This is a genomic window from Paraburkholderia nodosa, assembly GCF_001718195.1.
GTDB lineage: Bacteria > Pseudomonadota > Gammaproteobacteria > Burkholderiales > Burkholderiaceae > Paraburkholderia > Paraburkholderia nodosa_A.
Genome location: NZ_MCNV01000031.1, coordinates 33,166 through 46,634 on the forward strand (window position 1 = coordinate 33,166; position 13,469 = coordinate 46,634).

Consider the following 13,469-nt stretch of genomic DNA (forward strand, 5'->3'; position numbering starts at 1 on the left):
TCACCACATGGATAAGCTCGAACAGTTTCTGACCCGCGCCGAAGCGCTGCTCGGCCGCCTCGAAGCCGTGTTGCCGCCGTCGGCACCCGATGTCGACTGGAACGCGGCCGTCGCGTTTCGCTGGCGCAAGCGCCAAGGGCGCGGCTTCCTGCAGCCGGTGCCCGCGATCTCGCTGATCTCGCTCGACGACCTGCAGAACATCGACCGGCAGAAAGATCTCATCGACCGCAACACGCGCCAGTTCGTGCAGAAGAAGCCCGCGAACAACGTGCTGCTCACCGGCGCGCGTGGCACCGGCAAGTCGTCGCTGATCAAGGCCTGCCTGAACGCGTACGCGCAACAGGGCCTGCGCCTGATCGAAGTCGACAAGGACGATCTGCATGACCTCGGCGATATCGTCGATCTCATCTCGACGCGCCCCGAGCGTTTCATCGTGTTCTGCGACGATCTCTCGTTCGAGGAAGGCGAATCGGGCTACAAGGCGCTGAAGGTGGCGCTGGACGGCTCGGTGGCCGCGCAATCGGACAACGTGCTGATCTACGCGACCTCGAACCGGCGCCATCTGCTGCCCGAGTACATGAGCGACAACGAGACGTACAAGCACATGCCCGACGGCGAGATTCATCCGGGCGAAGTGGTGGAAGAAAAGATCTCGCTGTCCGAGCGCTTCGGGCTTTGGGTGAGCTTCTATCCGTTCAAGCAGGACGACTATCTGACGATCGTCGCCCACTGGCTGCGCCATTTCGGCTGCGACGACGCCGAAGTCGAATCGGCGCGCGGCGACGCACTCGTCTGGGCGCTGGAGCGCGGCTCGCGTTCGGGCCGCGTGGCGTGGCAATTCGCACGCGACTGGTCGGGCAAGAAGGCGCAAGAGGCATGAGCGCCGAGGCCAACAGCGCAAACGACGCTTCCGCAACGACGCGCCCCGTGACGGAAGTCGCGGTGGGCGTGCTGGTGCAGCCCGATGGCCGCTACCTGCTCGCCCAGCGCCCCGAAGGCAAGCCTTATGCAGGCTACTGGGAGTTTCCGGGCGGCAAGCTGGAAGCGGGCGAGAGCGTCGAAGCGGCGCTCGCGCGCGAGTTGCACGAGGAACTGGGCATCGACGTGAAGGCGTGCCACCTGTGGCACACGCTCGAACACGACTACCCGCACGCCTACGTACGGCTCTACTTCTGCAAGGTGACCGAGTGGACCGGCGAGCCGCACGGTCGCGAAGGTCAGGCGTTCGTCTGGCAGTCGCTGCCGGCGAGCGTCGAGCCGCTCTTGCCTGCGACGATTCCTGTGCTGGAGTGGCTTGCGGCGGAATAACGGCCTACGAGGCCGCCACGATGCAAAAGGCCGCTGTGCATCACGCACAGCGGCCTTTTTTTCGCCTGGCGCAAGCGCGTCGCGGCGCTCGCTTATTGGCGCGTATCCGTGGGCGGCGCGTCTTCCGGCGGCGTTTCATCGTCGGCGCCGCCAATGCGGTACTTTTCGGCTGCCCATGCACCGAGATCCATTTGCTTGCAACGCTCGGAGCAGAACGGCCGGAAGCGGTTCTCCGGCACCCAGCGGACTTCCTTGCCGCAGCTCGGACATTTGACGACAGTGGTCATGCGATAGAACTTGGTTTGCGTTGAGTCTGGCCTGGCGACGCGTTTGCTTTCACAAGCTGCAGAGCGTGAGCTGGAACGGCACGTCCTGATCGACGGCTCGCGGACGCAGATCGCCGTCCTGCACGGTGAAGCGCACCCACAGCATGTACTTGTTGGCGCTCGCTTCGGGAATCATGCGCAATTCCGGTGCCACGCGTACCTGCATGAGCTGATACGCGCGGCCCGACAGCATCTGCTGATAGCTGCCCTGCATCGCCATCACCTTCGACGCCTGGCCCGACTCGCGCGCGAGACGCAGCACGATGGCGGCGGCGTCGCGCAAAGGCAGCAGCGGCGTGACCCACTTCGCGATGTCCTGACGGCGTTGATCGGGATGCAACTGTTGCCAGGCGTAATACGACGGCAAATCGAACTTGCAGGTGCCACCGGGAATGATCGCGCGGCTGCGGATGCTCGTGAGCCACTCGTTGTCCATCAGATGCTGGCCCGTCTTGCCTTGCATCTGCGTGAGGCCGGCGAGCGTTTGCTCGATTTCGCCCAGCACGGTTTCGAGCGCATTCTGCTCGATGCCGGGATTGCCGCGAAACGGCGCGAGCGTTTGGCGCTGCCGCTCGAGTTCCTTCATGAGATCCGACTTCAGATCGGCGCGGCCTGCGACTTCGGCGATTTCGAAGAGCGTCGTGAGCGCGACGTGATGTTCCCTCGGATCCTCCTGGGTCAGGAAAAACGTGAAGCGCTCGAACAGGTCTTCGAGGCGCAGCAGCGTTCGGATTCGCTCGTTGAAGGGATACTCGTAAAGAATCAAGCGCGCTCGCCTCGGGCGTGGTGGGTGACGGATTGCAGGACATTCTAATGCCGTGGGACCACGGTCGCAATCGCGCCGGCCCGGCGCTATGCCGATGTGACCCGCTAATCGCGCGCCGATGGCGCGTTTTACGTCTTGCCGGCCTTTTCGGCCGCGAGCCTGAGATACGTCTGATGCAATGCGTCGACGTCTTGATCGAGCGATTCGAGCGTCGCGCCGTTGTCGTTTACCACCACGTTGTCGGCGGCCGCGAGGCGTGCCTCGCGCGTGGCCTGCCGCGCGATGATCGCGAGCACTTGCTCACGTGCGAAGCCGTTACGGCGCATGACGCGCTCGATCTGCGTTTCCACGCTGCAATCGACGGCGAGCACGCGATCGACACGCGTCTTCCAGGTGCCCGACTCTACGAGCAGGGGCACGACCACGATGACGTAAGGCCCGCTGGCCTCTCGCGTTTCGCGTTCGGTCTCGGAGCGGATCAGCGGGTGCGTGATGGCCTCGAGCCGCTTGCGCGCGGACTCGTCGCCGAACACGAGCGCGCGCATGCGCGCGCGGTCCATCGAGCCGTCGGGCGCGACGAATTCAGGGCCGAATTCCGCAACGATCTGCGCCATCGCGACGCCGTGCGGCGCGGTAATGCGATGCGCGATGAGATCGGTGTCGACGATCGTTACGCCGCGCGCGGCAAAGCCGTCAGCAACCGTGGACTTGCCGCTACCGATGCCACCCGTCAATCCGACCGCGAACATTTGATCAGTTCCCTCACGCAAATACGCCATACAGCGGTGTGCCCGCAAACAATGTGACGAGCGCGCCAGCGGCCAGATACGGGCCGAACGGCAACGGTTCTTCGAAACGCATGCGTCCCGTCAACGTAGCGATGATGCCGACGAGCGCGCCGGCCACTGCGGCGATCACGACGATCTGCGGCAGCGCGCTCCAGCCGAGCCATGCGCCGAGCGCGGCGAGCAGTTTGAAGTCGCCGTGGCCCATGCCTTCCACGCCACGCAACAGCCTGAAGACCCAATAGACGCACCAGAGCGCCAGATAACCCGCGACCGCACCGATCACCGCTTCGCGCAGCGTGACGAAGGTGCCGGCAAAATTGACCAGCAACCCGGCCCACAGCAGCGGTTGCGTGATCTCGTCATGCAACATCTGGTGTTCGAGGTCGATAGCGCTTGCGGCGATGAGCGTGGCGCACAGCGCGAAGGCGGCGAGCGCCTTGCCGGTGGGCCCGAAGGCGAGCAATGCGCCGACCGCGCAGGCCCCGCTCGCGATTTCGATGAGCGGGTAGCGCACGCTCACGCGCGCATGACAGTGCGAGCAGCGCCCGCGCAGCGCGAGCCAACTGAGCACAGGGATGTTCTCCCAGGCGCGCAAGACGTGGCCGCAGTGCGGGCACGCGCTGCGTGGGAGCCAGAGGTTGTAGCGCGCGGGCAACTCGTCTTCTTCGAAGAGCGGACCGGGCGTGCCGGTCGCTTCGGCCACATCGGCGCGCCACGCGCGCTCCAGCATGATCGGCAGCCGGTGCACGACGACGTTGAGAAAGCTGCCGATGACGAGCCCGAACGCAATGGCGAAGACCATGAGCACGCCGAATGGCAGACCGGCGAGAGCGGCTGCGAGCGGCGTTGCGGTATCGGGCGCGGACAGGAGTTGGGCGGGCATGAGACGGAACCGGAATCTGGCAGCGATGCTACACCACGTTGCCCAGTTGAATGATGGGAAGATACATCGCGACAACGAGGCCGCCGACCAGCGCACCAAGCACGACGATCACGAGCGGCTCGCACAGGCTCGAGACGAGCGCGATCTTTTCGTCGACCTGACGGTCGGCGAGCGAGGCCACATCGAGCAACATCGCGTCGAGCGCGCCCGATTCTTCCGCGACCGCAACGGGCTGAACCACATCGGCCGGAAAGCATCCCGCCGCGCGCATGGCTGCGGCGAGCCGCTCGCCGTGCCGCAGGCGCTCGCTGATACCTGCGCTCGCCGCGCGATCGAAGAATGCGTTGCCGCTTGCGTGCGCGAGCGAATCGAAGGCGTCGGCGAGTGGCGTGCCGGCGGCGAGGAGCGTGCCGAGCGCGCGGCTCCAGCGGGCGGCGCACAGCGTTGTGAGCAGCGTGCCGCAAAGCGGGAGCTTCAGCAGCGTGCGTCCGAAAGCGATGCGCGCGGTTTCCGAGCGGCGCAAGGCCGCTTGCATGGCGAGCGCGCCGGTGGCTGCAGCTACGGCGGCCGGCACGCTCCAGCGCGCGGCGCCCGCCGACAGCATCAGCACGATTTGCGTGGGCGCGGGCAGTGCGGCGCCGAAGCCGTCGAAGATCTGCTTGAACGTGGGTACGACCCAGACCAGCAACGCCGCGGTAATGACAAGCGCGAGCAGCAGCACCGCGACGGGGTAGGTGAGCGCGGCGCGCACTTTGGCGCGCTGCGCAGCGGCACGCTCGCGGTCGTCGGCGAGGCGGGCAAGTACGGCGGCGAGCGCTCCCGAGGCTTCGCCTACGGCAACGAGCTGGCAATACAGCGCGTTGAAACGCGCCGGATGTTGCGCGAGTGAGTCGGCGAAGCGCAGTCCGCCGGCGATGTCGCGCGCGAGCGCCGCGGCAATGCGCGGCATGCCGTTTGGCCCGGGCGAGAGCGCGAGCAGTTCGAGCGCGTTCGCAAGTGGCAGGCCGGCGCGCAGGAGGCTCGCTAGCTGGCGTGTAAAGCACGTGACGTCCGCGTGGCGTGCTTTAGGCGCGCCCGCGCTCGACCTGCGCTCGATGGCGAGCACAGTGATGCGCTCGCGCTTGAGTGCGTCGCGCACCGCCGCGGCGTCGAGCGCGATCAGCGTGCCACGCCTCGTCGCGCCCGATGCATCGAGACCGCGCCACGCGAAGCGCCACTCGGATGGGCCTTGAGGGGCGTGCGCGGCGCTCATGGCGCATCCGTTGCGACAAGCGCTTCGGCGAGGCTCGTGGTGCCGTCGCGCACGCGCGCGAGCGCCGCGTCGCGCAAGGTTGCGACACCGCTTCTGCGTGCTTCCCGAGCGATTTCGTGCGCGCCGCGCCTTGTGACGATCAGGTCGCGTATGGTTTCCGAGATCGGCAAGACCTCGTGGATTCCCACGCGGCCGCGATAGCCGATGCCGTGGCAAGCCTCGCAGCCGCGCGCGACATAAGGCTGCATCATGTTACCGCCGTGCGTGGTCAGGCCTGCCGCGACGAGCGCCGCCGGCGAAGCCTCGCCGCGCACGCGGCATTGCGGACATAGCCGCCGCACGAGGCGTTGCGCCGTGACGAGCCGCAGCGAGCCCGCCAGGTTGTATGGCTCTACGCCGATGTCGACGAGCCGTGCGCAAGCCGCGCTGGCGTCGTTCGTGTGCACGGTCGAGAGGACGAGGTGGCCGGTCTGCGCGGCCTTGACGGCCACGCTGGCGGTTTCTTCGTCGCGAATCTCGCCGATCATGATGACGTCGGGATCCTGGCGCAGCAGCGCACGCAGTGCCACCGCAAAGGTGAGCCCGGCCTTCTCGCGCACGTTGACCTGATTGATGCCCGCAAGCTGGATTTCGGCGGGATCTTCCACCGAGCAGAGATTGTGTGCCGTGCCGTTGAGCCTTTGCAGGAAACAGTAGAGCGAGAGCGTCTTGCCGCTGCCGGTAGGGCCCGTGACGAGGACAAGACCATGCGGCGCGCCGATCGCTTCGGCTACGGCGTGCTGTTGCGCTTCATCGAGCCCGAGTTCGGCTAGCGACAGTTCGGCGGGAAGCGCTTCGAGCCTGCGCAAGACGAGCTTTTCGCCATGAAGTGTGGGCAGCGAATTCACGCGATAGTCCTCGGCGGCTTGCGACGCCCCCGAGAGTGCGAGCCGCAGCCTGCCGTCCTGCGGAATGCGCCGTTCGGCGATGTCCATGCGGGCGAGCACCTTGATGCGCGTGACGAACGCATCGCGCAGATGCGCGGGCGGCCGCGCCATTTCGTGCAGTACGCCGTCGATGCGCAGACGCACGCGCCAGCCGTGTTCCATCGGCTCGATGTGCAGATCGGAGGCGTTGCGCCGCGCGGCTTCGCGCAGCGTTTCGGAGAGCAGCCGAACGGCGGGTGCGTCGTCTAGCTGCGGTACAGAGACAGGCGCAGATGTGCGCGCCGTCGAGCCACCACCCGTACCGCCTTCGGCAACCGCGGCGGCGAAAGGGCGCGCACGATAAGGAGTATAAAGCATCGACATGCCGGCGCGAAGCCGCCTCGAACAGATGACGCCTTCATCATGGCGCGAGGCGCACTGCGCCGCCACCCGGCCGAACGGCTAACGTCCCGGCAGCAGCTTCTTCGCCTTTTGCAGCGTGCCCTGGCGCGGCTTGGCGCCGGGTTTGAAGAGCTTGACCGTGCGTACGGCCTGGTCGTCGCTGCGTAGCACTTCGAGCTTCACGTCGCCGATCTGCAGGCACACGTCGCCTTCGGGAATCTCTTCGAGCACTTCGAGGATCAGGCCGTTGAGCGTCTTGGGCCCATCCGTGGGCAGCTTGATATGAAGCCAGCGATTGAGTTCGCGCAAAGGCATGCTGCCCGGCACGATACATTCGCCTTCGTCGTTCCAGCCGCCGCGTCCGGTGCCGCTGCGCGGCATCGAGGTGGTGAATTCGCCGATCAGCTCCTCGATGATGTCTTCGGGTGTCACGAGTCCTTCCATCTCACCGTACTCGTTCACGACGAGCGCGATGCGATGGCGGCTTTCCTGGAAGTACTGAAGTTGCTGGAATCCGGGCGTGCCCGTGGGCACGAAGTACGGCTCGGCGAGCAGTTCGCGCAGCGTCTCGCGCTCGAATTCCTGGTTGTGCAGCGCGGCCAACGTCTTGCGCACATGCAGCACGCCGAGCACCCGGTCGATGTCGCCTTGATAGACGATCAGCTTGTTGTGATAGCAGGTCTCGAGCTGATGCAGGATGTCTTCGAGCGGGGCGTCGTAGTCGAGCGCCTCGATGCGCCGGCGCGGAATCATCACGTCGTCGACGGTGATGTTCTCCAGGTCGAACAGGTTGAGCAGGATGCTGCGGTGTTTGGTCGGCATGAAGCTGCCCGACTCGAGCACGATGGTGCGCAACTCCTCGGTGGAAAGCCGCTGGTCATGCGCCTTGTGCGTATTGATGTGCAGGATGCGCAGGATGGTGTTCGCAAACATGTTGACGAACCAGATGAGTGGCTTCGTCACACGCATGAGCGGCGCGATCAGGAGGCTCGCGGGCAGCGCGATTTTTTCCGGAAACGTTGCGCCCACAATCTTCGGCGTGATTTCCGCGAACACGATGATGAGGAACGCGACGATGCCCGTCGCGATCGAGAGCACGAGGTTATTGCGGCCGAACGTATGGAGCGCGATCGAGGTCGTGAGGACCGGGATGATGGTGTTGAAGAGATTGTTGCCGATCAGGATCACCGAAAGCAGCAGGTCGGTGCGCGCGAGCAGCTTCTGGGTGGTCTTCGCGCCGAGCGTGCCGTGATTGGCGAGGTATTTGAGCCGATGGCGATTGAGCGCCATCATCGCCGTTTCGGAGATGGAGAAGAAACTGGAGCAGATGAGCAGGACGAAGACGGCGCATATCTGCGCCCATAAGGGAAGGTGGTCCACGCGTCGAGACAATGAGGGGGGCGGATGGGGAAACTATAACAGAGGGGTACCGCAGTTCCAGGGCGGTTGGCCGAACGGACAAGGCGGTTGCCGGTTACGCGCCGCGAGTTGTCGGACAGGATGGAAGTGCGGGAGATACAGGCGAAAAAAAACCGCGCAATGCATGCGCGGTTTTTCTCGAATTCTGGTCGGGGTGAGAGGATTCGAACCTCCGGCCTCTACGTCCCGAACGTAGCGCTCTACCAGGCTAAGCTACACCCCGAATTGACTGCTGGACTCCACAACTCGCTTCGTCTGTTTCAAGACTGGCGCGTCGTTGAGTAAGAACATAATTCTAGCAGGCTATCTTTGTAAATGGAAGGGGGGAACGCTGAAATCGCGTCGGCGGCGGCCTGGGCCTCGGTGCGCGCGCATTGCAGCGTGTGCTCGAGCGCGCCCGAGCGCGTGATTGCCGCGAAGATTTCGTCGAAGCGCGTCGTGCCGCCTTGCTCGATCGCTTCGCGTGCAAGCGCGGCTTCCGCGGCCGTGCCGTGCTCGATCAGCCAGATGAGCGGCAGAGTGGGCTTGCCTTCGCGCAGGTCGTCGCCCGCGTTCTTGCCCATCGATTCAGGCGTGCCCGTGTAGTCGAGCCAGTCGTCCATGATCTGGAATGCTGTGCCGATGCGCCGCCCGTATTCGGCGGCCGCTTCCTCGGTGCGCGCATCCGCTCCCGAAAGCACCGCCCCGAGCTGCGCCGCGGCTTCGAAAAGCTTGGCGGTCTTGTAGCGGATCACCTGCATGTAGCGGTCGGTGTCCACGTCGGCGTCGTGCATGTTCAGCAGCTGCAGGACTTCACCCTCGGAGATGATCGTCGTGGCGGCGGACAGGATTTCCATCACGCGCATCTTGCCGACGCCCACCATCATCTCGAACGAGCGCGAATACAGGTAATCGCCCACCAGCACGCTGGCGGCGTTGCCGAACAGCGCGTTGGCCGTCTGGCGGCCGCGCCGCAGGTCCGATTCGTCGACGACGTCGTCGTGCAGGAGCGTGGCCGTGTGAATGAACTCGACGACCGCTGCGAGCACATGGCGCTCCGTGCCGTGGTCGCCGAGCGCGCCGGCCACCATCAGCAGGAGCGCCGGACGCAGCCGCTTGCCGCCCGCGCCGATGATGTACTCGGAGATCTGGTTGATCAGCATCACCTCGGACGCCAGGCTCTGCCGGATGACACGATTCACCTGCTCCATGTCACTGGCGATGGGGGCAAGCAGGGTGGCTGCGCTGGGGGATGGGGTGGCGGTGGACGACATGATGGCAAATAGGGGTAGTGCCGCGGATTATAAGGCGAATCGACTGCATGCCGGACGCTCCGCTACCGTCCTGCCGATGGCTCCCTCTATTTTCTCGCGGGCCCGACGGCCGCATGGATGCTGGCGCTATGCCGTACGGATAGCCCAGGCGCCCGTCCGACGGGCGCCAGATCCCTCGCGCGCACCCGCGCAACGGACTTGCACACCTTTTGACCACGCAGCTAACTCTATGTATAATCTAAGGTTTCGGGCGCGCAGTGTGTCCCGAAATTATTGAAGAGTGAGGTTCTCAATGTACGCGGTCATAAAAACCGGCGGCAAGCAGTACAAGGTTGCCGTTGGCGAAAAACTTAAAGTAGAACAGATACCGGCTGACATTGACGCAGAAATCACGCTCGACCAGGTTCTCGCAGTGGGCGAAGGCGAATCGATTAAGTTCGGTACGCCGCTGGTGAGTGGGGCTTCCGTCAAGGCCACCGTTGTGTCGCAAGGTCGGCATGCCAAAGTGACCATCTTCAAGATGCGTCGCCGGAAGCACTACCAGAAGCATGGCGGCCACCGCCAGAACTACACCGAACTGCGCATCGACGCGATCAACGCGTAAGCGCACGCAGGTAAAGGAGCAAACAAATGGCACACAAAAAGGCAGGCGGGTCGTCACGTAACGGCCGCGACTCAGAGTCGAAACGACTTGGTGTGAAGGTGTACGGCGGCCAGGCCATCCTCGCCGGCGGCATCATCGTTCGCCAGCGCGGTACGCGCATGCACCCGGGCAACAACGTCGGCATCGGCAAGGACCACACGCTCTACGCGCTGGTCGACGGCCATGTCTCGTTCACGACCAAGGGCGCAGCCAACAAGCACACGGTCAACGTCGTCCCCGCAGCGGCCTGAGCTTTCAAGCTTTAGACCGCTCGCGAGCGGGCTGCACGCGACGCAAGGAAGGCCCCGCGAAGTTTGCGGGGCCTTTTTATTTATCCGCAGTCTTTCGGGGTCGTAACGGGCTTGCGTTCACTTGCGGTGCGTTGTTGGCCAGTTTTGGCCATGGCGGGCAAAATATCGATATCCACGGGACGGAGTAACTCATGAAGTTCATTGACGAAGCGAAGATCGAAGTCATCGCCGGCGATGGGGGCGATGGCAGCGCGTCGATGCGACGCGAGAAGTTCGTCCCGTTCGGCGGGCCGGACGGCGGTGACGGCGGGCGCGGCGGCAGCGTCTACGCTGTCGGCGACCGCAACATCAACACCCTCATCGACTACCGCTACACCAAGAAGCACCAGGCGCGCAACGGCGAGAACGGCCGCGGCTCCGACTGCTACGGCAAGGGCGGCGACGACATCACGCTGCGTATGCCGGTGGGCACGGTCATCACCGACCAGGACACGGGCGAGCTGATCGCCGACCTGACCGAGCACGAGCAGCAGGTGATGGTCGCGAAGGGCGGCGCAGGTGGCCTCGGCAACCTGCATTTCAAGTCGTCAACGAACCGCGCGCCGCGTCAGAAGACCGACGGCAAGCCCGGCGAGCGCCGCATGCTCAAGCTGGAACTGAAGGTGCTGGCCGACGTCGGCCTGCTCGGCATGCCGAACGCGGGCAAGTCCACGTTCATCGCCTCGGTGTCGAATGCGAAGCCCAAGATCGCCGACTACCCGTTCACGACGCTTGCGCCGAATCTGGGCGTGGTGCGCGTGGGGCCGAGCAAGAGCTTCGTGATCGCCGATATTCCGGGCCTGATCGAAGGCGCCGCCGAAGGCGCGGGCCTCGGTCACCAGTTCCTGCGCCACCTGCAGCGCACGAACCTGCTGCTGCATCTGGTCGACCTCGCGCCGTTCGATGAAAGCGTCGATCCGGTTGCGGAGGCAAAAGCGATCGTCGGCGAGCTGCGCAAGTACGATGAGACGCTCTACGACAAGCCGCGCTGGCTCGTGCTGAACAAGCTCGACATGGTGCCGGAGGAGGAGCGCGCCGAGCGTATTGCCGACTTCGTGAAGCGCTTCGAGTGGGACGGTCCCGTGTTCGAGATTTCCGCGCTCACGGGGCAGGGCTGCGAAAACCTGTGTTACGCGGTGTACGACTACGTCTCCTCGCACTCGGACGCGCGCCGTGCGGCCGAAGCCGAAGACCTCGCCTCGGACGTGCGCTTCCGCGAGGGGCAGGGCGGGAACGCGCAGCAGCCGCAGGAGTAATTCGCCGCACCGGCCGGTGCGCGAGCCGCGCCGGTCGCGCCAAGGAAACTTCACGCGTCATCAGTCATTTGGGAGACCGCGCAGCATGCGTTCCGTCATCGCCGATTCGCGGCGTCTGGTAGTGAAAGTCGGTTCGAGCCTCGTCACCAACGACGGCCGCGGGCTCGATCATGCGGCAATCGGCCGCTGGGCCGAGCAGATTGCGGCGCTGCGTGCGCAGGGTAAGGAAGTCGTGCTCGTGAGTTCGGGCGCGATCGCGGAAGGCATGCAACGGCTCGGCTGGACGAAGCGGCCGCGCGAAATCGACGAGCTTCAGGCTGCCGCGGCAGTCGGGCAGATGGGGCTCGCGCAGGTCTACGAGAGCCGCTTTGCCGAGCACGATATCCGCACTGCGCAGATCCTGCTCACGCATGCCGACCTGGCTGACCGCGAACGCTATCTCAATGCGCGCTCGACGTTGCTCACGCTGCTGCGCCTGGGCGTCGTGCCGATCATCAACGAGAACGACACCGTGGTCACCGACGAAATCAAGTTCGGCGACAACGACACGCTCGGCGCGCTCGTCGCGAACCTGATCGAAGGCGACGCGCTCATCATCCTCACCGACCAGAGCGGCCTGTATACGGCCGATCCGCGCAAGGACCCGGGTGCGACGCTCGTGCAGGAAGCCGATGCAGGCAAGCCGGAACTCGAGGCAATGGCGGGCGGCGCGGGGTCGAGCATCGGCCGCGGCGGCATGCTCACCAAGATCCTCGCGGCCAAGCGCGCCGCGCATAGCGGCGCGAATACGGTGATCGCAAGCGGGCGCGAAGCGCAAGTGCTCGTGCGTCTGGCTGCGGGCGAGGCGATCGGCACGCAGCTCATCGCGCGTACGGCGCGCATGGCGGCGCGCAAGCAGTGGATGGCCGACCATCTGCAGGTGCGCGGCCACGTCGTGATCGACGACGGCGCGGTGCAGAAGCTCACGGCGGACGGCAAGAGCCTGCTGCCCATCGGCGTGACGGGCGTGCAGGGTGCGTTCGCGCGAGGTGAAGTGATCGCTTGCCTGAACGGCGCGGGCGTGGAAGTGGCGCGCGGACTCACCAACTACAGCAGCGCGGAAACCAAGCTGATCCAGCGTCATCCGAGCGGCGAGATCGAGGGCATCCTTGGCTATATGCTCGAGCCGGAACTGATTCACCGCGACAATCTCGTGCTGGTTTGACGAGCGTTCCCGCGCAGCCGCGCAGCGCCAAAAGTCAAAAAGCCGCAGTGGCCAAAGGCCGCAGCGGCTTTTTCATGCCCATCACAGCATGTCGGGGCGCGGCTTAACGCACCAGCGTCGACTGCGTGCGGCCGTAGCGCAGGTTCTCGATAAGGGTCGACGCCTTCGCGATCGGCATCTTGTTAGCGCAGAAGTAGTCCTGATAGAGCCTCGACTGGTACGCATTGAGCGTGCCGTCCTCGATGCGCGACCAGTTGTTCGCGACGGTCTGGTCCCAGCCGTTGTGATCGGCGTCGAGGCTCGCGTAGAGGCGCCACTCGTAGGTGTCGCAACGAATCCCTTCGTAGTTCACGTTACGCGCGCCGCTCGGGCTCGAGATGACGATGGTGTAGCGCACGACGCCATCCGTGCCGACCGTGAGCGATGCGGGGTCGATGGCGAACTTGAGCGGCGAGTTGTTCGAGACATCGAACGGCAGCAGCGTCGCGCCGGCCTGCGGCAGCGGCGGCAGGCCTTCGAGCTTGTTCTCCTGCCATTCGCCCTTGCGGTCCAGAAGGTAGACGAACGCGCTGTCGTCCTTGTTCGTGGGACCGGAACTGGAGCACGCGGCCAGTCCCGACACAAGCAGCACACCGCCTGCGGCGCATGCCGCAGCAAGAGCAAATCGTTTCAAATTGGTTTTCCTCGAAGCACGGGCGTCAGTTACGAACGAACTGCGCCGCGAATGCGAACCGGCGGGGCCCGGCGCGTGATGCGCCGGACCCCGCCGGTTCG

The 13,469-nt window shown here is 65.0% G+C and carries 15 protein-coding genes and 1 tRNA gene; 6 read left to right on the forward strand and 10 right to left on the reverse strand.

What is annotated here, in order from left to right; translation table 11 throughout:
- Nucleotides 1–7: 7 nt before the first annotated feature.
- Together BFD71_RS33315 and mutT are read left to right on the forward strand one after the other, a co-directional pair.
- Nucleotides 8–880 carry an ATP-binding protein gene (locus BFD71_RS33315; RefSeq protein ID WP_069268496.1) on the forward strand — a complete coding sequence of 291 codons (873 nt, stop codon included), beginning with the start codon at nucleotides 8–10 and terminating at the stop codon, nucleotides 878–880.
- Nucleotides 877–1,308: an 8-oxo-dGTP diphosphatase MutT gene (gene mutT / locus BFD71_RS33320; RefSeq protein WP_069268497.1), complete on the forward strand. Its 432-nt coding sequence runs from the start codon at nucleotides 877–879 to the stop codon at nucleotides 1,306–1,308. The genes BFD71_RS33315 and mutT overlap by 4 nt, the downstream gene beginning before the upstream one ends.
- A 92-nt stretch (nucleotides 1,309–1,400) precedes the next feature.
- Here mutT and BFD71_RS33325 read toward each other — a convergent pair whose 3' ends face one another.
- The 9 genes from BFD71_RS33325 to BFD71_RS33365 form a co-directional block, all read right to left on the reverse strand.
- Nucleotides 1,401–1,595, reverse strand: a complete 195-nt coding sequence (locus BFD71_RS33325) for a DNA gyrase inhibitor YacG (protein ID WP_069268498.1) — start codon at nucleotides 1,593–1,595, stop codon at nucleotides 1,401–1,403.
- A 49-nt stretch (nucleotides 1,596–1,644) separates the two neighbouring features.
- Nucleotides 1,645–2,400, reverse strand: coding sequence for a cell division protein ZapD (gene zapD, locus BFD71_RS33330; protein WP_028207804.1), 756 nt, complete (start codon nucleotides 2,398–2,400; stop codon nucleotides 1,645–1,647).
- Between the two features lie 128 nt (nucleotides 2,401–2,528).
- A complete protein-coding gene (coaE, locus tag BFD71_RS33335; RefSeq protein WP_069268499.1) occupies nucleotides 2,529–3,149 on the reverse strand; it encodes a dephospho-CoA kinase in 621 nt (206 codons plus the stop codon).
- Between the two features lie 13 nt (nucleotides 3,150–3,162).
- On the reverse strand, nucleotides 3,163–4,071 hold the full coding sequence (locus tag BFD71_RS33340; protein ID WP_069268500.1) for a prepilin peptidase: 909 nt from the start codon (nucleotides 4,069–4,071) through the stop codon (nucleotides 3,163–3,165).
- Nucleotides 4,072–4,099: 28 nt separating this feature from the next.
- A complete protein-coding gene (locus BFD71_RS33345) occupies nucleotides 4,100–5,323 on the reverse strand; it encodes a type II secretion system F family protein (protein ID WP_069268501.1) in 1,224 nt (407 codons plus the stop codon).
- The gene (locus tag BFD71_RS33350) at nucleotides 5,320–6,606 is read right to left on the reverse strand and encodes a GspE/PulE family protein (protein ID WP_083245613.1); all 1,287 of its coding nucleotides are present in this window, start codon (nucleotides 6,604–6,606) and stop codon (nucleotides 5,320–5,322) included. The genes BFD71_RS33345 and BFD71_RS33350 overlap by 4 nt, the downstream gene beginning before the upstream one ends.
- Before the next feature lie 84 nt (nucleotides 6,607–6,690).
- Complete coding sequence (locus BFD71_RS33355; RefSeq protein WP_083245610.1) at nucleotides 6,691–8,010, reverse strand: HlyC/CorC family transporter; 1,320 nt, start codon at nucleotides 8,008–8,010, stop codon at nucleotides 6,691–6,693.
- Between the two features lie 185 nt (nucleotides 8,011–8,195).
- A tRNA-Pro gene (locus BFD71_RS33360) sits at nucleotides 8,196–8,272 on the reverse strand.
- Nucleotides 8,273–8,309: 37 nt separating this feature from the next.
- Nucleotides 8,310–9,302, reverse strand: coding sequence for a polyprenyl synthetase family protein (locus BFD71_RS33365; protein ID WP_069268503.1), 993 nt, complete (start codon nucleotides 9,300–9,302; stop codon nucleotides 8,310–8,312).
- A 292-nt stretch (nucleotides 9,303–9,594) separates the two neighbouring features.
- Between BFD71_RS33365 and rplU the strand changes: the two genes are divergently transcribed.
- The 4 genes from rplU (at nucleotide 9,595) to proB (ending at nucleotide 12,695) form a co-directional block, all read left to right on the forward strand.
- On the forward strand, nucleotides 9,595–9,906 hold the full coding sequence (gene rplU, locus BFD71_RS33370) for a 50S ribosomal protein L21 (RefSeq protein WP_007180329.1): 312 nt from the start codon (nucleotides 9,595–9,597) through the stop codon (nucleotides 9,904–9,906).
- Between the two features lie 26 nt (nucleotides 9,907–9,932).
- Complete coding sequence (gene rpmA, locus BFD71_RS33375) at nucleotides 9,933–10,196, forward strand: 50S ribosomal protein L27 (protein WP_042270345.1); 264 nt, start codon at nucleotides 9,933–9,935, stop codon at nucleotides 10,194–10,196.
- A gap of 191 nt (nucleotides 10,197–10,387) precedes the next feature.
- Complete coding sequence (cgtA, locus tag BFD71_RS33380; RefSeq protein WP_069268504.1) at nucleotides 10,388–11,491, forward strand: Obg family GTPase CgtA; 1,104 nt, start codon at nucleotides 10,388–10,390, stop codon at nucleotides 11,489–11,491.
- 85 nt (nucleotides 11,492–11,576) lie between these two features.
- Nucleotides 11,577–12,695 (forward strand): glutamate 5-kinase, encoded by a 1,119-nt coding sequence (proB, locus tag BFD71_RS33385; RefSeq protein ID WP_069268505.1) that lies wholly within the window; start codon nucleotides 11,577–11,579, stop codon nucleotides 12,693–12,695.
- A 103-nt stretch (nucleotides 12,696–12,798) separates the two neighbouring features.
- On the opposite strand, the gene BFD71_RS33390 is transcribed toward proB, so the two are convergent.
- Nucleotides 12,799–13,368 (reverse strand): CNP1-like family protein, encoded by a 570-nt coding sequence (locus BFD71_RS33390; RefSeq protein ID WP_069268506.1) that lies wholly within the window; start codon nucleotides 13,366–13,368, stop codon nucleotides 12,799–12,801.
- Nucleotides 13,369–13,469 lie beyond the last annotated feature (101 nt).